Annotated in this window: 16 protein-coding genes; 13 read left to right on the top strand and 3 right to left on the bottom strand. The window is 52.5% G+C overall.

Going from position 1 to position 22613, the window contains the following annotated elements:
* The first annotated feature begins 7 nt into the window (after positions 1 to 7).
* The 8 genes from LC084_RS12190 to entH all read left to right on the top strand — a co-directional run bounded on the left by LC084_RS12190 (position 8) and on the right by entH (position 10501).
* A complete protein-coding gene (locus LC084_RS12190; protein ID WP_226571486.1) occupies positions 8 to 229 on the top strand; it encodes an MbtH family protein in 222 nt (73 codons plus the stop codon).
* The gene (locus tag LC084_RS12185; RefSeq protein WP_226571485.1) at positions 226 to 4116 is read left to right on the top strand and encodes an enterobactin synthase subunit F; all 3891 of its coding nucleotides are present in this window, start codon (positions 226 to 228) and stop codon (positions 4114 to 4116) included. Before LC084_RS12190 ends, LC084_RS12185 begins: the two co-directional genes overlap by 4 nt.
* Positions 4113 to 5375 carry an enterobactin transporter EntS gene (gene entS, locus LC084_RS12180; protein WP_226571484.1) on the top strand — a complete coding sequence of 421 codons (1263 nt, stop codon included), beginning with the start codon at positions 4113 to 4115 and terminating at the stop codon, positions 5373 to 5375. Before LC084_RS12185 ends, entS begins: the two co-directional genes overlap by 4 nt.
* A 302-nt stretch (positions 5376 to 5677) precedes the next feature.
* Positions 5678 to 6844 carry an isochorismate synthase EntC gene (entC, locus tag LC084_RS12175; RefSeq protein WP_226571790.1) on the top strand — a complete coding sequence of 389 codons (1167 nt, stop codon included), beginning with the start codon at positions 5678 to 5680 and terminating at the stop codon, positions 6842 to 6844.
* Between the two features lie 17 nt (positions 6845 to 6861).
* On the top strand, positions 6862 to 8472 hold the full coding sequence (locus LC084_RS12170) for a (2,3-dihydroxybenzoyl)adenylate synthase (protein WP_226571483.1): 1611 nt from the start codon (positions 6862 to 6864) through the stop codon (positions 8470 to 8472).
* 11 nt (positions 8473 to 8483) lie between these two features.
* Complete coding sequence (locus LC084_RS12165) at positions 8484 to 9338, top strand: isochorismatase family protein (protein WP_226571482.1); 855 nt, start codon at positions 8484 to 8486, stop codon at positions 9336 to 9338.
* Complete coding sequence (gene dhbA / locus LC084_RS12160; protein ID WP_226571481.1) at positions 9335 to 10087, top strand: 2,3-dihydro-2,3-dihydroxybenzoate dehydrogenase; 753 nt, start codon at positions 9335 to 9337, stop codon at positions 10085 to 10087. The genes LC084_RS12165 and dhbA overlap by 4 nt, the downstream gene beginning before the upstream one ends.
* A gap of 3 nt (positions 10088 to 10090) precedes the next feature.
* On the top strand, positions 10091 to 10501 hold the full coding sequence (gene entH, locus LC084_RS12155) for a proofreading thioesterase EntH (RefSeq protein ID WP_226571480.1): 411 nt from the start codon (positions 10091 to 10093) through the stop codon (positions 10499 to 10501).
* Positions 10502 to 10683: 182 nt separating this feature from the next.
* Here the strand turns inward: entH and yncE are convergent, their stop codons facing one another.
* Positions 10684 to 11769, bottom strand: a complete 1086-nt coding sequence (gene yncE / locus LC084_RS12150) for a 7-bladed beta-propeller protein YncE (protein WP_226571479.1) — start codon at positions 11767 to 11769, stop codon at positions 10684 to 10686.
* 183 nt (positions 11770 to 11952) lie between these two features.
* Positions 11953 to 12888: a LysR family transcriptional regulator gene (locus LC084_RS12145; protein WP_226571478.1), complete on the bottom strand. Its 936-nt coding sequence runs from the start codon at positions 12886 to 12888 to the stop codon at positions 11953 to 11955.
* 153 nt (positions 12889 to 13041) lie between these two features.
* On the opposite strand from LC084_RS12145, the gene LC084_RS12140 reads away from it, so the two are divergent.
* From LC084_RS12140 to LC084_RS12125, 4 genes are all read left to right on the top strand, one after another.
* Positions 13042 to 14043 (top strand): zinc-binding alcohol dehydrogenase family protein, encoded by a 1002-nt coding sequence (locus tag LC084_RS12140; RefSeq protein WP_226571477.1) that lies wholly within the window; start codon positions 13042 to 13044, stop codon positions 14041 to 14043.
* Between the two features lie 640 nt (positions 14044 to 14683).
* On the top strand, positions 14684 to 15805 hold the full coding sequence (locus LC084_RS12135; protein WP_226571476.1) for an efflux RND transporter periplasmic adaptor subunit: 1122 nt from the start codon (positions 14684 to 14686) through the stop codon (positions 15803 to 15805).
* A complete protein-coding gene (locus LC084_RS12130) occupies positions 15805 to 18912 on the top strand; it encodes an efflux RND transporter permease subunit (RefSeq protein ID WP_226571475.1) in 3108 nt (1035 codons plus the stop codon). The genes LC084_RS12135 and LC084_RS12130 overlap by 1 nt, the downstream gene beginning before the upstream one ends.
* A 3-nt stretch (positions 18913 to 18915) precedes the next feature.
* Positions 18916 to 20301, top strand: a complete 1386-nt coding sequence (locus tag LC084_RS12125) for an efflux transporter outer membrane subunit (protein WP_226571474.1) — start codon at positions 18916 to 18918, stop codon at positions 20299 to 20301.
* 115 nt (positions 20302 to 20416) lie between these two features.
* On the opposite strand, the gene LC084_RS12120 is transcribed toward LC084_RS12125, so the two are convergent.
* The gene (locus LC084_RS12120; RefSeq protein ID WP_226571473.1) at positions 20417 to 20899 is read right to left on the bottom strand and encodes a pyridoxamine 5'-phosphate oxidase family protein; all 483 of its coding nucleotides are present in this window, start codon (positions 20897 to 20899) and stop codon (positions 20417 to 20419) included.
* Positions 20900 to 21175: 276 nt separating this feature from the next.
* Here LC084_RS12120 and LC084_RS12115 point away from each other — a divergent pair, with 276 nt between their 5' ends.
* On the top strand, positions 21176 to 22351 hold the full coding sequence (locus LC084_RS12115) for an acetyl-CoA C-acetyltransferase (RefSeq protein ID WP_226571789.1): 1176 nt from the start codon (positions 21176 to 21178) through the stop codon (positions 22349 to 22351).
* Positions 22352 to 22613 lie beyond the last annotated feature (262 nt).

Here is a 22613-nt window from a genome sequence, read left to right as displayed (position 1 = left end):
GCTTGGTATGGAATTCAGCAACCCCTTCGATAACCCGCAAGGGCTGTTTTTGATTTTGTGTAACGCACAACAACAATACTGTTTGTGGCCGCAGCAATGTGTGCTGCCACAGGGTTGGCACGTTGCCTGTAATGCGCAGACACAGGCAGACTGCGACACCTGGCTGCGAGCACAATGGCAGTCCCTTCATCCTCATAATCAGGTGAGTTGTGAAGGGGTGAATGCATGAATTTACCTTTAGTGGCGGCACAACCCGGCATCTGGATGGCGGAAAAGCTCTCTTCACAGAAAAGCGAATGGAGTGTTGCACATTATGTCGAGTTAGAAGGGGAACTGGATGCTGCATTGCTATCCAGGGCCATTGAGAATGGGCTGGCACAGGTAGATACCCTGCACCTGCGCTTCCATGAGTCTGAAGGCGAAGTCTGGCAGTCTGTGGATGATTCACTGGTTTTCCCAGCCCCGAGCCTGACTGATTTACGCCATAACTCTGAGCCCCACAACGCGGCGTTGGCGTTAATGCAGCAAGATTTAAACCAGGATCTGCGCGTAGATAGCGGTAGCCCGCTAGTTTGCCACCATATTTATCGCGTGGGCGACAACCGCTGGTACTGGTATCAGCGCTATCACCATTTGCTGGTGGATGGTTTCAGCTTTGTGGCCATAACTCAGCACATTACCGCGATTTACCGCGCATTGTTGCGTGGTGAATCTCTTCCTGCTTCGCCCTTTACCCCCTTTGCTGATGTTGTGGAAGAGTACCAGCATTACCAGCGAAGTGAGGCCCGTGTCCGGGATAACGCATTTTGGGGCCATGAAGCACAGCAACTTCCTCCTGCTGTTTCATTGTCTGAGGTCCCATTACAGGGGAACGCGTCTGGTGCCGGGATTTTAAAACTGGTTCAGCAAGCTGATGCAGAGGTATTTAACCAACTGATGCGAGCTGTACCGGGGTGTCGCCGGGAAGATATGGTTCTGGCTTTGGTGGCATTGTGGCTGGGGCGTTTATCCGGGCGGCGTGATTATACCGCCGGGTTTATTTTTATGCGGCGTATGGGATCGGCCGCGTTGAGTTCGACCGGGCCGGTACTCAATGTGCTGCCACTGGCGGTCACGATTGACCCTAACCAAACCTTGGCTGAACTGGCGCAATCACTGGCGGGTAAATTAAAGCAAATGCGCCGCCACCAGCGCTACGACACCGAACAGATCCTGCGGGATACCGGGCGTGTAGTGAGCCATGAACCGCTGTATGGCCCGGTGTTTAACGTAAAAGTCTTTGATTACCAGGTTGATATGGACGGCCTGCGCGGCAAAACACATATCCTGGCAACCGGCCCGGTCAATGATCTGGAACTGGTGCTGTTACCTGGTGAAGCGGGTGGTGCGTTCGGCATTGAATTACTGGCTAATGCCCGCCGCTACCAGGCAGAAAGCCTCTCCCGTCATATGCAACGCCTGCCATTGTTGCTCAGTCAGTTTGCTGCCAACCCGGATTTGCGCTGTGGTGACAGCCAGATGCTGCTCGAAGAAGAACAGACTCAACTGGCCTGCATTAACCAGACTGAGGCACCCATCCCACTCACCACATTAAGCGAACTGCTGGTGCGCCAGGCGAACAAAACGCCAAATGCGACTGCGCTGGTTGATGCCCGTACCAGCCTGAGTTACCGGGAAATGCGTGAGCAGGTGGTTGCTCTGGCGCATCTGTTACGCCAACAGGGGGTTCGCCCGGGGGATTGTGTTGCTGTCGCTTTGCCACGTTCCGTCTTCCTGACACTGGCCTTGCATGCCATTGTGGAAGTTGGGGCAGCCTGGCTCCCGCTGGATACCGGCTACCCGGACGAACGCCTGCATATGATGCTGGAAGATGCCCGGCCCGCGGTACTGATTACCACCAGACAACAACAAGAACGTTTCCAGCATAGCGGCGTGCCAGTATCTCTTTGCTATGACACACTTTTGCCTGCGCAGGGAACCAAGCCTTTGGCACTCTCTCGCCCGGAACATACGGCCTACATTATCTTTACCTCCGGGTCTACCGGCAGGCCGAAGGGCGTTATGGTGGGGCAAACGGCAATTGTTAACCGCCTGCTCTGGATGCAGGACCACTATGTCCTGACGGCGAATGATGTTGTTGCACAGAAAACACCCTGCAGTTTTGATGTCTCGGTGTGGGAGTTCTTCTGGCCGTTTATCGCCGGGGCAAAACTGGTGATGGCTGAGCCTGATGCTCACCGTGACCCGGAAATGATGCTGCAGTTTTTCCGCCATTATGGGGTGACAACCACCCACTTTGTGCCTTCCATGCTGGCGGCGTTTGTTGCCACGCTTTCTACCAAAGAGAGTTGCCAGGATTGTGAGTCATTACGCCAGGTCTTTTGCAGTGGAGAGGCGCTTCCCACGGGGCTATGCCGTGAGTGGGAACAGCTGACTGGTGTGGCGCTCCATAACTTGTACGGGCCAACAGAAGCTGCAGTAGATGTCTCCTGGTACCCGGCTTATGGCGAAACGCTGGCGGCAGTGACAACACCGAGTGTGCCAATCGGTTTTCCGGTCTGGAATACCGGGTTACGAATACTGGATGACATGATGCAGCCCGTTCCCGTTGGTGTGGCCGGAGACCTTTATCTGACAGGGATACAACTGGCGCAGGGGTATATGCATCGCCCTGATTTAACTGCCAGCCGGTTTATTGCCGACCCATTTGAACCTGGTGAGCGAATGTACCGCACGGGGGATGTGGCTCGCTGGCTGGACAATGGCGCAGTCGAATACCTGGGGCGCAGTGACTTCCAGTTGAAAATCCGTGGCCAGCGTATTGAGCTGGGTGAAATAGACGCGGTATTACAGGGCTTACCTGGTGTTGCCCAGGCTGTTTCCCATGCCTGTGTTTTCAACCATGCCGCAGATGTGGGTGGCGATGCCCGCCAGTTAGTGGGTTACCTGGTGGCGGAAGAGGGCTGCGTGCCAGATGAAGCCCTGTTACTGGAACGGGTACGCCAACAACTGCCACCGCACCTGGTGCCCGTTGTCCTGATTACGCTTGATGCCTTGCCATTGAGTGCTAACGGCAAGCTGGACCGTAAAGCACTGCCGCTCCCACAACTGCACCAGCCATCTCATGGGCGCGCACCTTTGCCGGGTACTGAAAGCCTGGTCGCGGGGGCGTTTGCACAATTGCTGGGGTGTGAAATCAATGATGTCAGCGCCGATTTCTTTGCCCTTGGTGGGCATTCCCTGCTGGCGATGCGCCTTGCAGCCATACTGAGCCGCGAGCTTGGGCAAACGGTACGTCCCGGGCAAATCATGGCAGCCTCCACTGTTGAAAAACTCAGCGAAGCGCTTGGGCAGGGCAACTCAGCCTCATCTCAGCCCGCCGGTTTTGAGCCGTTACTGACATTGAGGGAAGGCAACGGGCCTGCGCTGTTTTGCTTCCATCCGGCTTCTGGTTTTGCCTGGCAGTTCAGCGTGCTATCCCGCTACCTGGCGCCATGCTGGTCTGTGGTCGGTGTTCAGGCAGCAGGCCCGGAAGGGCCAATGCAGTCGGCGGCAACCCTTGAAGAACTGTGTGAGCACCATCTTACAGTGCTAACTGCGCACCAACCTCATGGGCCTTATTACCTGCTCGGTTATTCATTAGGGGGAACCCTTGCTCATGCGCTGGCCTCCCGGCTGGAAGCACGGGGAGAAACCGTGGCTTTCCTTGGGTTGCTCGACACCTGGCCACCAGAGACACAAAACTGGTCAGGCAAGGACCACCAGCAACTCGACCCGGAAGTGCTCGAGAAAATCGCCCATGAACGTGAAGCCTTTATCGCGGCACAGCAGGGGCAAAATGCGGGCGATGAATTGTTCAGCGCTATCGAAACTAACTATGCCGATGCCGTTCGCTTACTGGCAACGGCGCAAAGCCAGCGTTTTAACGGGCATGCCACGCTGTTTGTGGCGGACCAGACACTCGCCAGTGGGCTTGAGCCGCACAGTGCCTGGACACCCTGGACAGGGACATTGTCGGTATATCACCAGCCGTGTGCTCATGCCGAGATTATTGCGCCGGATGCCTTTGCCACCATTGGCCCGCAAATCAGTCAATTGTTGGGGGAGCCCTCATGAATAAGCAGCCGTCACGGTGGCTCAACCTCAGCTTGCTGAAAACACACCCGGCTTTTCGCGCCGTGTTTCTTGCCCGGTTTATTTCAATCCTTTCCCTTGGGTTGTTAGGGGTGGCGGTGCCGGTACAAATTCAAACATTAACCCAGTCAACCTGGATGGTTGGCCTGGCAGTGACACTGACCGGTGGGGCGATGTTTATTGGCCTGATGACGGGCGGCGTGCTGGCTGACCGCTACGAGCGTAAACAGCTGATTCTTTTTGCGCGAGCCACCTGTGGTGTTGGGTTCATTGGGTTGTGCATTAATGCGTTATTGCCAGCGCCATCGTTGGTGGCGATTTATCTGCTGGGGATCTGGGATGGTTTCTTTGCTTCGCTGGGCGTCACGGCTTTACTGGCAGCAACACCGGCTCTGGTGGGCCGTGAAAACCTGATGCAGGCCGGGGCGATAACCATGCTGACGGTTCGCCTTGGGTCTGTTATTTCGCCAATGCTGGGTGGATTGTTACTGGCGAGTGGCGGTGTGGAGTGGAACTATGGCCTGGCGGCGCTGGGTACATTTATCACCCTGGTGCCTTTGCTGTTTCTGCCCCGTTTACCGCCTCCGCCTCAGCAGCGGGAAAACCCGCTTAAATCCCTGCTTGGTGCCGGACATTACCTGGTGAAAAACCCGCTGATTGGCGGCATCGCATTGCTAGGTGGGTTGGTGACAATGGCGAGTGCCGTGAGGGTGTTGTACCCCTCTCTGGCGGAAGGCTGGCAAATGTCAGCTTCGCATATCGGTTTGTTGTATGCGGCTATTCCACTCGGTGCCGCGGTGGGGGCATTAACCAGTGGTAACCTGGCTCATCACCCACGGCCGGGGTTATTGATGCTTCTGACCACTTTGGGTGCATTTCTTGCCATTGCATTGTTTGGCGTAATGCCCGCCTGGTTGCCCGGCATAGTGTGCCTGGTAGGGTTTGGCTGGCTCAGCGCTATCAGTGCGCTACTCCAGTACACGCTGCTACAAACACAAACACCGGAGCACATGCTGGGCCGGATAAACGGCTTATGGACCGCGCAAAACGTCACTGGTGATGCCATTGGTGCTGCTGTACTGGGTGGGTTGGGCGCCGTTGTTTCGCCAGCACACTCGGCAAGTGTCAGTGGAGTGGTGTTGTGCATTATTGGGGTAATACTGTTGTTGTCCCTTGGGCAGTTGCGCCGTTTTCGCCAGGAAACGGTATCTTCTGCATCGGGTACGCCTGGCCAGGCATAAATACTGTGTAAGGAAAGTCTGAAAGCGGGTTGCCGCAGGTAACCCGGAATGACGTCAGCAGATGTCTCCCGGTGATTAATGGGCTGATTTTGCAAGAAACGCCACGGTGTGAAATTGCGCCAGCCCACGGTTCATGCGGTTTGTGTGGTTGACATCCCTGGTCATTGCTTTTAGGGTAGCAAACCAGAATATGTAAATGATAATTGTTATTAAAGTGTTTATCATTTCTACTAAAGCCCAAAGATAGTTCTGACACAACGCAAAATGACAGCAGTCAGAACTATTGAGGATGAGTGACTCTGATGTTTTTGAGGGTGGGGATTCAGTCTATGACTGCAACACTGAGATCCGATAGCTTCTTTTTTATGTCGCCATTTCGCAGCCTGGTGACGCAGGGATGTTTTTCCCGAATTACCCTGCCTTTGGCTGGTGGAGAGGCGGTTGACAGCCCGTTTCAACAGGCATTATCCGGCGCGTTTAGTCAGGCGCGTAATGCTGGGGTGACCCGGCCTGTTGTCGTAGGGGCAATACCTTTTGATACCCGCAAACCTTGTGCGTTATTTATTCCTGAAACCTGGTCGGCATTCTCGCGTGAAGACTGGTTACAGCAGATGAATGAGCCTGGAAAGAATCCCCTGGCTGTGGTGCATCGTAACGCCATCCCGGAAAAAGAGACGTTTGAGCAGATGGTCGCCCGTGCGGCTGCATTAACCGATACGCCACAGGTGGACAAAATTGTCTTATCCCGGCTGATAGATATTACTGCGCAATCACCACTGGATAGCACTGTGCTACTCCAGCAACTTATTGCACAAAACCCAGGCAGTTTTAATTTCCATGTACCGCTGGCTGACGGGCGTGTTTTGCTGGGTGCCAGCCCAGAATTACTGGTTCGTAAAGACGGTGAAGAATTTGCTTCCTTACCCCTTGCCGGTTCAGCGCACCGCCACAGTGATGCCGGGTTGGATAAGGTTGCCGGGCAGCAACTGCTGGCTTCACAAAAAGACCAGTATGAACATGCACTGGTGGTGCAGGCAATGAAAAGCGTACTTGCGCCGCACTGCCAGCAACTGGAAATTCCTGCCACGCCACAGCTGATTTCTACGCCTACTTTGTGGCACCTGGCCTCTCCCATCAAAGGCATAGCCAAACCTGGTGACAACGTTTTGTCACTGGCAAGCCGCCTGCACCCAACACCGGCATTAAGCGGTTTCCCTCATGAAATCGCCACAACACTGATACGCGAACTGGAACCATTTGACCGTGAACTGTTCGGCGGCATTGTTGGCTGGTGTGACGAACAGGGCAACGGTGAGTGGGCGGTAACTATTCGCTGTGCTGCGCTGAACGGTAACCAGGTACGCTTGTTTGCTGGCGCCGGAATTGTGCCTGCTTCGTCGCCTGAAAAGGAATGGCAGGAAACTGGCGTTAAGCTCTCCACCATGCTGAATGTTTTCGGGCTGCATTAATTAACAAGGACATACTGATGGCAATTCCTTTTACACCCTGGCCGGATGAATTTGCCCGGCGTTACCGGGAAAAGGGGTACTGGCTGGACCGGCCCCTGACAGACATTATTGAAAACCAGCGTGAAAACCCGTCTGTTGCATTGGTTGATGGCACACGGTCGTTCAGTTACGAGCAACTCGACCAGCTCGCCAGCAACCTGGCTGCCAGCCTGTTAGCCCGTGGAGTCAAACCGGGTGACACCGCGCTGGTGCATCTGGGCAATAACGCTGAATTTTTTATCACCTTCTTCGCGTTACTGAAAATTGGCGTGGTACCGGTTAATGCGTTGTTCAGCCATCAGCGTAATGAAGTGGATGCGTACGCAGTACAAATTTCGCCAACATTGTTGATTGCCGACCAGCAACACAGCCTGTACCAGAATGCCGAAGCCGTGGATCATTTTGTGAGCCGGCACGCTTCTATTCGAACCGTTTTACTGTTGGGGGCTCAGGGCCCGCAAAGCCTGGCTGACGCGATAGAACAACCGGCTGGTGGTACTGAACTGGCCCCCGGACCGGCAGACCAGGTGGCGTTTTTCCAGTTATCCGGCGGCAGTACCGGAACGCCGAAACTTATTCCCCGCACGCACAACGATTATTACTACAGCATTCGCCGTAGTAATGAAGTGTGTGGGTTCAGCGCACAAACCCGTTACCTGTGTGCGCTGCCAGCAGCCCATAACTATTCCATGAGTTCACCGGGAACTTTGGGTGTCTTCATTGCTGGTGGATGTGTGGTACTGGCTTCAGACCCGGATGCTACTCTGTGTTTCCCGTTAATTGAACAACACCAAATCAATGTCACGGCCCTGGTTCCACCCGCAGTCAGCTTGTGGCTGCAGGCGATTGCGGAATGTGGCAATAACCAGCAGTTGGCTTCACTGCAGTTATTGCAGGTTGGTGGTGCTCGTTTGTCTCCCGCCCTTGCTGCACGTATTCCGGCAGAAATGGGCTGCCAGTTACAGCAGGTATTTGGCATGGCTGAAGGCTTGGTGAACTACACCCAGCTGGATGACACGCCAGAACGCATTATCAACACTCAGGGCAAACCTATGTGCCCTGATGACGAAGTCTGGGTGGCAGATGAAAACGGTAACCCGTTAGCGCGAGGCCAGGTGGGGCGGCTGATGACCCGAGGCCCCTATACCTTCCGTGGGTATTTCAACAGCCCGGAGCACAATGCCAGTGCTTTCGACCAGGACGGTTTTTACTGCTCTGGCGACCTGATTGCCATTGATGAAGCGGGCTATATCACCGTGCAGGGGCGTGAGAAAGACCAGATAAACCGAGGTGGTGAAAAAATTGCGGCAGAAGAAATTGAAAACCTGCTACAGCGCCATGAATCAGTGGTGCATGCCGGGCTGGTCAGCATTGACGACCCTTTAATGGGCGAGAAGAGCTGCGCTTATCTGGTTACCTCAGCACCGCTACGGGCAGTAGATATTCGGCGTTTTCTGCGTGGCCTGGGTGTGGCGGATTATAAATTACCTGACCGGGTGGTGTGTGTGGATGCCCTGCCGCTGACAGCAGTTGGCAAAGTGGATAAAAAGGCGCTTCGCCGCTGGATGGCTGAACGCGATGCAACCTGAGGAGTAATGAAATGGCAATTCCAAAATTAACGGCTTACGCATTGCCTGAAGCCAGCGAGTTACCGGTTAGCAAAGTGAATTGGGAAGTTGACCCTGCCCGTGCAGCATTGCTGATTCACGATATGCAGGAGTATTTCGTGGGGTTCTGGGGGGAAAATAACCCTATGATCAACCTGGTGGTGAATAACATTGCTGCGCTTCGCGAGTACTGTAAGCAGCAGGGGATTCCGGTTTATTACACCGCGCAGCCAAAAGACCAGCCTGCTGAAGACCGGGCCTTACTGAATGATATGTGGGGGCCGGGGCTGACCAAATCGCCGGAACAACAGGCGGTGGTGGCTGCACTTGCGCCAGATGAAGATGACACCGTATTAGTGAAGTGGCGATACAGCGCGTTTCACCGTTCCCCATTGGAACAGCAACTCAAAGAAAGTGGACGCGACCAGTTAATCATCACTGGCGTGTATGCCCATATCGGTTGCATGACAACCGCCACCGATGCCTTTATGCGTGATATTCAGCCGTTTATGGTGTCTGATGCGCTGGCGGATTTCAGCCGTGAAAAACACCTGATGGCGCTCAATTATGTGGCTGGCTGTGCCGGGCAGGTGGTAATGACTCAGGATTTGGTGCCATTACCTGCCAGTAAAGGGCACCTGCGGGAGATTATCCGCCCATTGATTGATGAAGAAGATGAACCCATGGATGATGAAAACCTGGTGGATTTCGGCCTGGATTCTGTGCGCATGATGGCGCTGGCTGCGCGTTGGCGTAAGGTTCACCATGATATCGACTTCGTGATGCTGGCGAAAAACCCCACTATCGATGCCTGGTGGGCGCTGTTATCCCGTGAGGTTCGGGTATGAATCTGGGGTTTCAGGGCAAAACCGTATGGGTGACCGGCGCGGGCAAAGGGATTGGCTATGCTACGGCGCAGGCTTTTGCCGCCGCAGGTGCGAATGTCACCGGGTTCGACCTCGCTTTCCCGCTGGATAACTATGCCTTTTCAACGGTGAAAATGGATATAGCGGATGACCAGCAGGTCTGTGAGATTTGCCAGGGGCAACTGGCATCAATCCAGAGGCTTGATGTGCTGGTGAATGCTGCTGGAATTCTGACAATGGGCACAACCGATGAGCTTACCCCTGAAGCGTGGCATCGCACTTTTGCGGTGAACGTGGGCGGCGCGTTCAACCTGTTTCGCCACACGATGGCACAGTTTCGCCACCAGAAAGGCGGGGCGATTGTGACCGTTGCTTCAGATGCGGCGCATACACCGCGTATTGGTATGAGTGCCTATGGTGCTTCTAAAGCAGCTCTGAAAAGCCTGGCTCAAACGGTGGGGCTGGAGTTAGCCCCATTTGGTGTGCGCTGTAACCTGGTCTCACCCGGTTCAACGGATACCGACATGCAGCGCACATTATGGGTAAGCGATGATGCTGAACAACAGCGTATTCGGGGATTTGCTGAGCAATTCAAACTGGGCATCCCTTTGGGGAAAATCGCCCAGCCTCAGGAAGTCGCCAATACGGTTCTGTTTCTGGCCTCTGAACTCGCCAGCCACATCACATTGCAGGATATTGTGGTGGACGGCGGCTCAACACTTGGGGCATAGGCTATGTGGAGGCGCCAACTGTCTCTTGAGGCACTGAATGCCACCAGCGCAGATACTCTGGTGGCGCAGCTTGGAATTGTGTATACCGAATTAGGCGAAGATTACCTTGAAGCTGAAATGCCGGTAGACAGCCGGACATTTCAACCTTTTGGTTTATTGCACGGTGGGGCATCTGCAGCACTGGCGGAAACGCTGGGGTCAATGGCCTGTTTCCTGACCACACGAGAAGGGCAATGCGCGGTGGGTACGGAATTAAATGCCACTCACCACCGCCCGGTGTCTCAGGGCAAGGTTCGTGGCCGCTGTACGGTACTGCACCTTGGTCGGCAAAGCCAAAGCTGGGAAATTGTGGTGTTTGATGAACAAGGGCGGCGTTGTTGTACCTGCCGTTTGAGTACTGCTGTTCTGGGGTAGCCTTTATTCACACCGTTAATTTGCACGGATTATACGTCACTGTGTGAGCCGTTTTCCCTTCATATTTGCCAGACCAGGCAGTCCTGAACCAGCGGGTATCTTTCCGGTGCCTCTGGGCGCAACATTCAAATTCGGGAATATGAAATGCAGACAATGCCCGGGCAGGGCATTGCCTGTATCAATTAATTCAGCGCGATGCGCACGATATCATCCGGTGCAGTTGCCGGTTTGGTGCGGGTTGCTTCCTGCTTAACGGTGACATACAGAGTATTACCGTCTGGTGAAACCGCCAGGCTGTTTGGGTGAACCGGTAACTTAATGGTTTTGGTCACTGCCAGGGTTTTGCCATCGATGATGCTGACTGAACCGTCTGTGCGGTGTGTGGCATAAATTTCGTCACGCTTCGCGTTAAACAGCACAGCAACGGATGTTGGCGTGGCGATATGGTTAACCACTTTATTGGTTTTCAGATCCACCACAAATAAACCTGGCTCTTTGCCATCAGAAATAAAGGCGCGCTGGCCCTGGGTATCCAGGCTGATATTCAGCAGCATATGGTCTTTGCCATCATCAACAATTTTATGGCGTTCCAGAACTTTGTTGTTGGTGGTGTCGATAATAATCAACTCGCCATCTGCGTTGGTGGTGTACAGGCGGTTAGTCTGGCTGTCCAGCGCCAGTCCGGTATTCAGTTTACCCAGGTGAGTAATGGTGTGTTTCAGTGTGAGGTTTTTGCCATCCACTACCCAAATCACACTGTCGGCCCGGCCAATACCACCAACGTAAATGGTGTTGGTTGCTTCATTGACTGCCAGCTCACGTGGTGCAGGTGGGCGTTTTTTTTCTGCACCGGGTTTTTTATCTTTAGCTGCGGCCTCGGGTACCAGAGCCAGAGTACCGGCAACTTTACCCGTAGCGGCATCAACAGCCATTAATGAACTGGTAAAGGTATCGCCGAAATAAAGCATATTGGTTTTGCTGTTTAGCGTGGCACCAAAAGCTTTATTCGGTGTATCAATAACATGGGTTGTATCCAGTGTACTGGCATTTAACTGATAAACAGCACCACCGGGTTCACTACGTTGTTTGGTCGTCGCAGCATACACTGCGTTGTTATTCGGGTTATAAACAATTTCGTATTCCCCAAAACCAACAGGTTTGCGCAAAACAGAGCTTGCCGCCAGGGTAGAAAATGCCATACCGCTGAGCATGACAGCCAGCGCCAGATGAGAGAAATGCCGTTTAAAAGATGTGTTTTGCAGAGCCATGATGACAACCTTTTTGAGATGAGTTATTATTTGCTTATGTTAATGATAATTGTTCCGATTATCATGTAAGCATGTTGCTGAGTCAAACAGTTATCAGTACAAAATCGGGGCTGGATTATTGGTAGTTGTGTCGCGGGGTTTAATCCCACAGGCACATTTAACTCTGTGTTTTATTGCAGGTTGTCAGTGTTGTTCACCTAACCGGGTGTAATGAGCCAATGCCCCGGTCATTACTGCCAGGTGCTGTTTCAGGTTACTGTGCAGAGTGCGGATTGCCGGTGAGAACTGTTTACGATGCGGGCAAATCAAGTTTAATGGCGCGGCTTCTCCTGCCTGCTCCGGCAGAACAACTTCGAGCCTGTTGTTCTCAACATCGCGGCAAACATCCAGCCATGATTTGTACACGATACCCATCCCTTCAATTGCCCAGCGCCGGGCTACATCGGCATCATCACAAAGCAATCTGGCTGCCACTGGCAGCTCTTGCATTGCTCCGTTTACCGGAAATGACCACTTATCCACAAACGTGTTGTTGAGCGTAAATGCCAGGCATGGATGGTTGAGGAGATCTTCCAGTGATTCAGGCCTGCCGTGTTCATTGAGGTATGCAGGTGACGCAACGAGCACCCGGCGATTTCCCGGGGCTATCGGCAGAGCAACATAGTCGCGGTTGCGCAGTACGCCATAGCGAATGGCGATATCCACTGGGTCGCGGAAGATATCGCTGACGTGGTCGGATAAAAATAAGCGCAGGCTGATACGCGGGTGGCTCCGGCAAAAATCAGTAATAACCGGAAGTAACACATTGCGCCCTACATCGGAGGGCATCGCTATTTTTAATTCTCCCTGGAAATCCTGCTCGCTGGTACGCAGGCTTTCAGCACCAGCCTGCATTGCGCTGAGCATCTCCCGCGCAAAGGGCAAGTATTTTTCACCTTCAGCGGTCAGGCGCAGGCTGCGGGTGGAGCGGGCAAACAGGCGAGTATCCAAATCCCTTTCCAGGCGGCGAATAGCCGCGCTGACCTGGGCTGGCAGCAGGCTGGCTTCGCGAGCGGCGGCGGAAAAACTCCCAAGCAGCGCTGAGCGAATAAACAAATGAACATCTTCAAGGCGAATCATAGGCAGAGTCTCACAGCGGATTCGATTTACACTCCTGGAGTGTAAGTGTTGCTCATTTTAGCTAATTTTTCTGGTTATCTGCCAGGCGTAGACTGCGTTAACCAACTTTAATTAAGTTATTAATTGCCCTTTGCCACTAACAGGAGGCAGGTTGTGAAAGCGATTGTTTATAGCCAGCACGGTTTACCGATTACCGATGAACAGGCGTTATATGAAACGGAACTCCCCATGCCAGTGCCAGGCCCCCATGATCTACGGGTAAAAATCCAGGCGATTGCAGTCAACCCGGTAGATATGAAAGTCCGCCAAAGTGCTGCTGTGGATGAGCCGTGTATTCTCGGCTGGGATGCAGTTGGTGTAGTGGATGCAGTAGGTGAGGCCGTTACACTGTTTAAACCGGGTGATGAAGTGTATTACGCAGGTGACATTACCCGCCCGGGGGCTTATGCCGAATATGGGCTGGTGGATGAATTTATTGCCGGGCACAAACCGGCGTCGCTGAGTGTGGCGGATGCCGCGGCATTACCTTTAACTTCACTTACTGCATGGGAACTGTTGTTTGACCGGCTGAATGCCGCGAAAGATGAACAGGCCGCGTTGTTGATCATTGGTGCCGCCGGTGGCGTGGGCACCATGCTGACCCAACTGGCAAGAAAATTGACCAACCTGACGGTGATTGGCACGGCTTCCCGCCCGGAAACAGCGGAGTGGGTAAAAAGTTTTGGCGCACACCATGTTATTGACCACAGCCGACCACTGCGTGAAGGCTTACAGGAAGCCGGGATTGAGTCTGTGCGCTATGTCGCAAGCCTTACCCACACAGAACAGCATTTTGCTGATATCGTGGATGTGCTGGCGCCACAGGGGCGTTTCGGGGTGATTGATGACCCGGCCATTCTTGATGTTATGCCATTAAAAAAGAAAGCAATTTCTTTGCACTGGGAACTGATGTTCACACGTTCCATGTTTGCCACACCAGACCGTATTCGCCAGCATGAAATCCTCGACCATGTCAGCCATCTTATTGATGCCGGAACACTGAAAACAACGGTGGGCGAACACTACGGAGCGATTAATGCGGCAAACTTGCGCCGGGCGCATGCCATGCTGGAAAGTGGCCGGGCAAAAGGCAAAATTGTGCTGTCTGGTTTTTGATACCTCAGGCAGTACTCACTCATTTCTCTGTCCCCCTGCTTACCCGGTATTATGCCGGGTAAGGCTTGCTGACTATTGCTGGTACGTATATCGTACTTCACCCTCCATGGGCTGAAATGTCTCTTTTCGTTTTTTAACACCCACCGTAACCAGAATGTGGCAGAAATTATGAAGTTAAATGCGAGATATTCTGAAGCCTTTGTCAGTCAATAGTGCCGGAACGTGACATTTTATGAATTGGCACAAAAAGCTACAAAATGAGAATGAAAATTCTCATAATTAGCAACGCCGTGAAAATAAGCGAGATGAGAATGGTCTCAATGGTGAAGCTATTGCCAGCAATCCCTGAATACCAAAACAGGTAATGGCTTCGTGAGTGGCTATTTTTTTGATCTATGGGGTGTTTTTGCCTGACTGCTGGCAAGCAGTTCTCACTGTAAAGACGCACTAAAAGTAATGGCTATTTAATAACAGCGGGGTACACCCCTTTGCTGAATAATATTTTTCCCCTGAGAAGGGATTTCTCTGTTGGTATTGTACTGGCAGAGGTGGCGAAAGCCGGTTTAATGATTTGATTTATCTGATTTTAAATAGGGTTCCTTTTTGCTGTTTGCGCCTTTGGGTGTGAGTTAGAGGAATTATGAAAATTCGTGGTATTTACCTTTTATCCGTATGTTTATTGTTCGGATGTGATAACAAGGATAACACCAGTAAACCCTCCGCAGTAACGGAAGTGGGGGTGGTCACGTTACAACAACAACCTTACACCCTGAAAAGCGAACTCACCGGGCGTACTACTGCGACGCTCAGTGCTGAAGTGAGGCCTCAGGTTGGCGGTATCATTGAAAAAAGGTTGTTTACCGAAGGCCAGGATGTAAAAGCCGGGCAGGCTTTGTACCAGATAGACCCGTCCAGTTATCGCGCCGCTTATGATGAAGCCGTTGCGGCGCAAAAAACGGCACAGGCGCAAATGGTAGGCGATTGCCAAAAAGCACGCCGTTATTCACAACTGGTGAAAGTTGACGGGGTATCAAAGCAGGATGCCGATGATGCCGTGGCAACCTGCGGTGTGGATAAAGCAACGCTTGAAGAGAAAAAAGCAGCGGCAGAAGCCGCACGTATTGACCTGAACTGGACAACCGTCACCGCGCCAATTAGCGGGCGTATCGGTATTTCGTCGGTCACACCTGGCGCACTGGTCAGTGCCTCTCAGGATACTGCGCTGACGACAATATATAGCCTGGATAAGATGTATGTTGATCTTACGCGCTCCAGTGCGGATTTGCTGCGCCTGCGCAAAGAGGCCCTGGCGCAAAACAGCAATACACTGGAAGTGACTCTTACGCTGGAAGATGGCAGCACTTATCCCTTGAAAGGGCGCCTTGAACTCACTGAAGTGGCGGTGGATACCTCTACAGGCTCTGTCACGCTGCGTGCTGTCTTCCCTAATCCCCAGCATATTTTGCTCCCCGGCATGTTCGTTCGCGCCAGCATCAATGAAGGTGTTGTTGAGAAAGCAATTCTTGCGCCACAGAAAGGTGTTAGCCGTGATGCAAAAGGGAACGCAACTGCCTATATTGTTGATTCAAACAACAAAGTTGAATTGCGAACCCTGAAAACAGGTGAGGCTGACGGGACCAATTGGGTTGTTCTCAGTGGCCTTAAATCTGGCGACCGGATAGTGGTAGAAGGCAGCGATAAGGTCGTCTCTGGGCAAACCGTGAAGCCAGTTGATGTACAGCCGAACGGGGAGACGAACTGATGTTTTCGCGTTTCTTTGTCAATCGCCCAGTCTTTGCCTGGGTGATAGCCATCTTAATTATGATGGCTGGTGCTATTGCCATCCGAACATTGCCCGTTGCGCAATACCCGGATGTCGCACCGCCTTCCGTGCAGATAAAAGCCACGTATACCGGGGCCTCAGCTGAAACACTGGAAAACAGTGTTACTAAGGTTATTGAACAACAACTGACCGGGCTGGATAACCTGCTCTATTTCTCATCTACCAGTAGCTCAGACGGTAGTGTGAAGATTACGGTGACGTTCGCTCAGGGAACGAACCCGGATACAGCGCAAGTGCAGGTGCAAAATAAAGTACAACAGGCTGAGTCGCGCTTACCAACGGAAGTCCAGGAGCAGGGGATAACCGTAACCAAAACCCAAAGTGACTTCCTGATGATTGCTGCGGTTTACGATAAAACCGATAAGGCCAGTAGCTCTGATGTTTCAGACTGGTTGGTCAGTAACCTTCAGGATCCACTCTCCCGCCTCAACGGGGTGGGCAGCGTGCAGGTGTTTGGTGCCGAATATGCCATGCGCATATGGCTGGATCCTGCAAAACTGGCTTCTTACGCATTAATGCCGTCTGATGTTGAAACGGCAATTGAAGCGCAAAACGTCCAGGTTACTGCCGGGAAAATAGGGAGCATGCCTTCCGCAGACAGCCAGCAGTTTACCGCGACTGTGCGGGCACAATCCCGACTGCAAACGCCAGATCAATTTCGCAATATTATTGTGAAAAGCGAATCCGACGGTTCAGTGGTGCGCATTAAAGACATTGCCCGGGTAGAGATGGGTAGTGAAGATTATACCGCTCAGGGGCGGCTGAATGGCCACCCGGCTGCTGGGATGGCGGTGATGTTGGCACCGGGCGCTAACGCACTGAACACGGCTGCACTGGTCAAAGCCAAAATTCAGGAATACCAGCGCAATATGCCGGAAGGCTACGCGGTGGCATACCCGAAAGACAGCACTGAGTTTATTCGCCTGTCCATTCATGATGTGGTGGTAACCCTGTTTGAAGCCATCATCCTGGTGGTCGCCGTTATGTACCTGTTTTTACAAAACTTCCGTGCAACGCTGATCCCAGCGATTGCGGTACCGGTGGTTTTGCTGGGTACATTCGGTGTTCTCTCCATGTTTGGTTACTCTATCAACACCCTGACCCTATTTGGGATGGTGCTCGCCATCGGGTTGCTGGTGGATGATGCCATTGTGGTGGTGGAAAACGTCGAGCGAATAATGCGCGATGAGGGGCTTTCTGCGAAGGCAGCAACTGAAAAGTCCATGGGAGAGATCTCTGGCGCACTAGTCGCTATTGCTCTGGTGCTGTCAGCTGTGTTCTTGCCTATGGCATTTTTCGGCGGGGCAACCGGGGTTATTTACCGTCAGTTTTCCGTCACGATTATTTCTGCTATGGCGTTGTCTGTGGTGGTGGCGCTCACACTTACCCCTGCGTTGTGCGGGAGTATCCTGCAACACAGCCGCCCGCATACTAAAGGCTTCTTCGCTGGCTTCAACCGCTTTTACCAGTCTACTGAAGGCAAATACCGCCATCGCGTTCTGGGTGTATTGCGCAAACCTGTACGCCTGATGGTGGTTTACGGTGTTTTGGCCGGGGTGATGGCTCTGTTGATGCTGAAATTGCCCGGTGGTTTCCTCCCGTTGGAAGACCAGGGGGAGGTTATGGTGCAGTACACACTGCCAGCTGGTGCCAGTGCTCACCGTACAGATGAAGTCAACCAGGCTGTGACCAATTGGTTCCTTCACCAGGAAAAAGCCAATACCGATGTCATTTTTACCGTTACCGGCTTCAGTTTCGCTGGCAGTGGCGAAAATACCGGGATGGCGTTTGTGGCCCTGAAAAACTGGGACCAGCGCAAGGGAGAGGCGAATACTGCACAGAATATCGCATTGCGTGCGATGGGTGGATTATCACGCTTGCGTGATGCACATGTTTTTGCAATGACGCCGCCTTCTGTATCCGGGATGGGGCACAGTAGTGGCTTTACCTTTGAGCTAATGGCATCCGGCAGTACCGACCGTACTGAACTGGCAAAACTGCGCGATACACTGATTAGTGAAGCGAACAAAAGCCCTGAATTATCGTCTGTACGCGCCAATGAATTGCCGGAAATGCCTCAATTGCAGGTGGATATCGATAACAACAAAGCAGTGGCTCTGGGTCTGACGCTTAGTGATGTCACTGATACGTTATCCAGTGCATGGGGTGGTACCTATGTAAATGATTTTATTGACCGTGGCCGTGTCAAAGAGGTGTTTATTGAAGGTGATAAACAGTTCCGCTCTAAACCGTCAGATCTCTACAAATGGTATGTGCGTAATAGTAGCGACACAATGACACCTTTCTCCGCATTTGCCACCACGAAATGGACTTATGGCCCGGAAGCGTTGTCGCGTTATAACGGTGCGGCGGCTTATGAAATTCAGGGGGATAACAGCACGGGTTATAGCTCAGGTGCCGCTATGGATAAACTGGCGCAGTTGGCGAATAACCTGCCTAAAGGTTCGACCTGGGCCTGGAGTGGATTGTCATTACAGCAACAGATGGCAAGTGGCCAGGCAACCAGTTTGTATGCCATTTCTATTCTGGTGGTGTTCTTGTGCCTGGCTGCATTGTACGAGAGCTGGTCTGTGCCATTCTCTGTCATCCTGGTGATTCCTTTAGGGGTATTGGGAGCCACACTGGCGGCAACGCTGCGTGGTTTGGACAATGATGTCTATTTCCAGGTGGGTTTGCTGACAACCATCGGCCTGTCGTCTAAAAACGCCATTTTGATAGTGGAATTTGCTGAAGCTGGTGTGAAACGGGGTATGTCATTGAGTGCTGCGGCCATTCAGGCAGCGCGCACCCGCTTACGCCCAATCATTATGACATCACTGGCCTTTATTGCCGGGGTCTTCCCACTGGCTATTGCGAGCGGGGCCGGGGCGAACAGCCGTATAGCAATCGGGACCGGTATTATTGGCGGAACACTGACCGCAACGTTACTGGCTATTTTCTTTGTGCCTTTGTTCTTTGTGTTGGTGAAACACCTGTTTGCCAACCGCCGTTCCGTTCAGGAGTAACCCATGTTACCGCGAATTACCGTAATTGCTTTATCGTTGTTGTTAACCGGGTGTATTTCACTGGACCCGAAATATGAACGCCCGGCATCTGCGGTGCCGGGCACCTGGCCGGGAGCCAGCCAGCACGGCGCGGCGCCAGTGGTTTTGAAAGACTGGCAGCATATTGTGAATGACCCACGTTTGAAACAAGTGGTAGAACGCGCCCTTGCCAGCAACCGTGATTTACAAAAAGCTATAACCGATATTGACGCAGCCCGGGCGCTGTATATTGAACAGCGTGCTTCACTTTTCCCTTCACTGGATGCGGGGCTTGATGTTACCCGTAGCCGGACGACGAGCAATGGTGTCTCTACCAGTGCCAGTGCAGAAGGAACCGTGTCGAGCTTCGAACTGGATTTATTCGGTTATAACCAGAGCCTGAGCCGGGCGGAAAAAGAAACCTGGCTTGCCAGTAAATACACCGCGGAAGATACCCGGCTGACGTTAATCTCTGAAACCACCACCGCCTGGGTTACGCTGGCGGCAGATAAAGATAATCTGGCGCTGGCGCAAAGCACGATGGACAGTGCAGCAAAATCACTGGCAATCACCCGCAAACAGCATGATGTTGGCACGGCTGCTGCAACCGATGTTTCGGAAGCGATGGAGGTGTGGCAGGAAGCCCGCGCCAGCGTCGCCAGTTACAAAACGCTGGTGATGCAGGATAAAAATGCGCTGGATTTGTTGGTTGGTGAACCGGTTCCGGACACATTATTGCCCGACGAACTGAGTAAGCTTGCCAAAAACAGCATTGAACTGGTGCCTGCCGGAGTCTCTTCTGATGTCCTGTTACGCCGCCCGGATGTACAGGAAGCTGAGCATAACCTGCTGAGTGCCAATGCGGATATCGGTGCCGCCAGGGCCAACTTCTTCCCCACCATTTCGCTGACATCCAGTGCGGGTGTGGGCAGTGACAGCTTATCTGGGTTGTTTAACCATGGGATGAAAGTGTGGAGTTTTGCTCCATCAATCAGCCTGCCCATTTTCACCGGGGGCAGCAACCTGGCGCAGTTGCATTATGCTGAGGCTGAGAAAAAAGGCCTGGTGGCGACCTACCAGAAAACGATTCAGAGTGCGTTTAAAGATGTAGCGGATGCACTGGCGCGCCGTGAAACGCTGGATGAGCAAATGGATGCCCAACGCGGCTATGTTGCTGCAGCACAGAAAACGCTGGATCTGGCGCAAAAAAGTTACCAAATCGGTAGCGGTGATTATCTCACCGTGCTGACGGCACAACGGACATTATGGTCCGCTCAGGAATCGTTAATTGCGTTGGAACAAACCGACTTTGAAAACCGTATCACGCTGTGGGAATCTTTGGGAGGTGGGCTGAATAATAGTTCACACTAAGCGCTGACCCCGTTATTTTCGAGACAGCACCACCCGGTTTTTGACCGGGTGGTAGCCATTTACCGTTTTAGCTGTATCTCTTTGATCTACTTACCATAGACTACTCTCCATAGATCTACTTGCCATGGAGCAACCGGTTCACGCTGTAAGACTCCAGCGTCTGGCGGATATGCTCTGCTTCATTCCGTTCAGGAAAGCTAAAGTAGCTGGGGGCAAGTACGCGAGAAACGGATTCAATTGCTACAACAATAAGATTTTGTACTCTGAATTCGCCTTTGATTCGAGCCAGTACGTCATGCCCCACTCCGGCAAAGTCTGGGTTTCCAGCCGGTATTATGTGGGCTTGCCCGGTAATTTTGAAGCCACGCTGGCGGAACACATCAATAAAACTCAGGCACACTTGGTTGTTCTGGCGGATATTCTCAACTGAGCGGGCTGAGGCAATATCAGCGATGATAATTTGCTGGTTGCCATCCCATGAAAACATCTCTTTGGGTGAGACATTGGGGGCACCACTGGCATCAACTGTTGCCAGCCAGCACAGTACCGCATTCGTCAGGTCCTTGCGAAAAGCCTGAATGTCCGTAATGGGTGTCATGATTTTCCTCCTGAATCTGGCCGGTTTGGGGGGCTTTCCTCATAAAATCATCGGTCTGAATATCACCAGAAAAAGCGAACTGCTTCATAAAACGGATTAAGTCATATCCCCATTACGGTTTTCTTTGACCGGAAATAATATTTTGGGCGGCAAGAAGGTGAGGGAAATTGATGCATTTGTAACCGTGATGTTGTTCACTTTTTAAGTAGATTTTAAAAATAACCGGGCCTGGTTGCTTTACCATAAAACAGGATCTTACTTTTGGAGTGCTCAACTATGCGGGATGTGGTGATTACAGGTGCGGTTCGAACCCCCATTGGCAGTTTCCAGGGTGCTTTATCTCACCTCTCAGCCGTTGAGCTTGGTAGCCTGGTTGTTAACGCATTGTTAGCTCGCAGCGGCATTCCAGCAGGGCGAGTGGACGAAGTTATTATGGGGCAGGTGCTTACAGCTGGTGCCGGGCAAAATCCCGCACGGCAAACAGCCTTGAAAAGCGGCCTGCCTTGTACTGTTTCCGCTATTACCATCAATGATGTTTGTGGCTCTGGCCTGAAGGCTCTGCACCTGGCAACCCAGGCAATTCAGTGCGGTGAAGCGGATGTGGTGATTGCGGGTGGCCAGGAGAATATGAGCCGGGCCCCCCATCTCCTTCTGGAAGGGCCAGTTGCTGGTGCGATGGAGCGTGGGCAGGTTGTAGAGAGCCTGGTGCATGACGGGTTGTGGGACGCTTTTAATGATTATCACATTGGTGTGACCGCGGAAAACCTTGCACGTGAGTTTGGTATCAGCCGGCAAGAGCAGGATGACTGGGCACTGGCTTCACACCAGAAAGCATTATCCGCTATCCATGGCGGCCGTTTTCGGGATGAGATAGTCCCTGTATCTTCAGCGCCAGGGAGTGCAGTTGCAGAAGTCGATACTGATGAGCAACCATTGCGGCAATCAAGCGCAGAGTTGTTGGCCGCGCTTTCACCGTCTTTTGATGCAAAAGGCAGTGTCACTGCAGGAAATGCATCGTCAATTAATGATGGGGCTGCCGCTGTGATGATGATGAGTGCGGAATGTGCTTATCAGTTAGGTGTTCCTGTTTTAGCACGAATCAAAGCATTTGCCAGTGTGGGCGTTGACCCCGCGTTTATGGGCATTGCCCCTGTGCATGCTACTCGCCGTTGCCTGGACAGGGCTGGCTGGGCGCTTGATGAACTTGATCTTATTGAAGCCAACGAGGCGTTTGCGGCGCAAATGATCTCTGTTAGCCGCCATTTGGAGTGGGATACCCGCAAGGTGAATGTTAATGGTGGTGCTTTGGCGCTGGGGCATCCCATTGGTGCGTCTGGCTGCCGTATTCTGGTTTCTCTTTTGCATGAGATGAAAAAACGTGAAGCGCGTAAAGGGCTGGCTACCTTGTGTATTGGTGGCGGGCAGGGCGTTGCGCTTGCTGTAGAACGTTAATTTCGAAGGGTGTTTTCAGTTGCTCTCGTGGCGTGTACCACGCTGAGAATCAATGTTTTCACCTTTTAGTATGGATGTGATTGGCCGCATCGTAATACTTCATCTTTAATACTTCACAAAAATAATAAAATCTGGAAAGGCTGAGCCTGATGACAAACCTCATGCCCTCATAGAACGAGAGGATGTCACCCAATAAAAAACCAGGAAAATCGATTCATTGATTTTCGGCTGCTAACTAAAAAGAAGGAAAAACCACGTTTTT

It is taken from the genome of Mangrovibacter yixingensis (genome assembly GCF_020523985.1).
GTDB classification, from domain to species: domain Bacteria; phylum Pseudomonadota; class Gammaproteobacteria; order Enterobacterales; family Enterobacteriaceae; genus Mangrovibacter; species Mangrovibacter yixingensis.
Note: the sequence above shows the minus strand (reverse complement) of the source record. Positions and strands in the feature narration are given on the sequence as shown.

Coding starts and splice junctions, on each gene's coding strand:
- LC084_RS12125 (WP_226571474.1), top strand. CDS start 18,916: ATGTTACCGCGAATTACCGTAATTGCTTTATCGTTGTTGTTAACCGGG.
- entC (WP_226571790.1), top strand. CDS start 5,678: ATGTTTTTGAGGGTGGGGATTCAGTCTATGACTGCAACACTGAGATCC.
- entS (WP_226571484.1), top strand. CDS start 4,113: ATGAATAAGCAGCCGTCACGGTGGCTCAACCTCAGCTTGCTGAAAACA.
- LC084_RS12185 (WP_226571485.1), top strand. CDS start 226: ATGAATTTACCTTTAGTGGCGGCACAACCCGGCATCTGGATGGCGGAA.
- LC084_RS12120 (WP_226571473.1), bottom strand. CDS start 20,899: ATGACACCCATTACGGACATTCAGGCTTTTCGCAAGGACCTGACGAAT.
- entH (WP_226571480.1), top strand. CDS start 10,091: ATGTGGAGGCGCCAACTGTCTCTTGAGGCACTGAATGCCACCAGCGCA.
- LC084_RS12130 (WP_226571475.1), top strand. CDS start 15,805: ATGTTTTCGCGTTTCTTTGTCAATCGCCCAGTCTTTGCCTGGGTGATA.
- LC084_RS12115 (WP_226571789.1), top strand. CDS start 21,176: ATGCGGGATGTGGTGATTACAGGTGCGGTTCGAACCCCCATTGGCAGT.
- yncE (WP_226571479.1), bottom strand. CDS start 11,769: ATGGCTCTGCAAAACACATCTTTTAAACGGCATTTCTCTCATCTGGCG.
- LC084_RS12165 (WP_226571482.1), top strand. CDS start 8,484: ATGGCAATTCCAAAATTAACGGCTTACGCATTGCCTGAAGCCAGCGAG.
- LC084_RS12190 (WP_226571486.1), top strand. CDS start 8: ATGGAATTCAGCAACCCCTTCGATAACCCGCAAGGGCTGTTTTTGATT.
- LC084_RS12145 (WP_226571478.1), bottom strand. CDS start 12,888: ATGATTCGCCTTGAAGATGTTCATTTGTTTATTCGCTCAGCGCTGCTT.
- LC084_RS12135 (WP_226571476.1), top strand. CDS start 14,684: ATGAAAATTCGTGGTATTTACCTTTTATCCGTATGTTTATTGTTCGGA.
- LC084_RS12170 (WP_226571483.1), top strand. CDS start 6,862: ATGGCAATTCCTTTTACACCCTGGCCGGATGAATTTGCCCGGCGTTAC.
- dhbA (WP_226571481.1), top strand. CDS start 9,335: ATGAATCTGGGGTTTCAGGGCAAAACCGTATGGGTGACCGGCGCGGGC.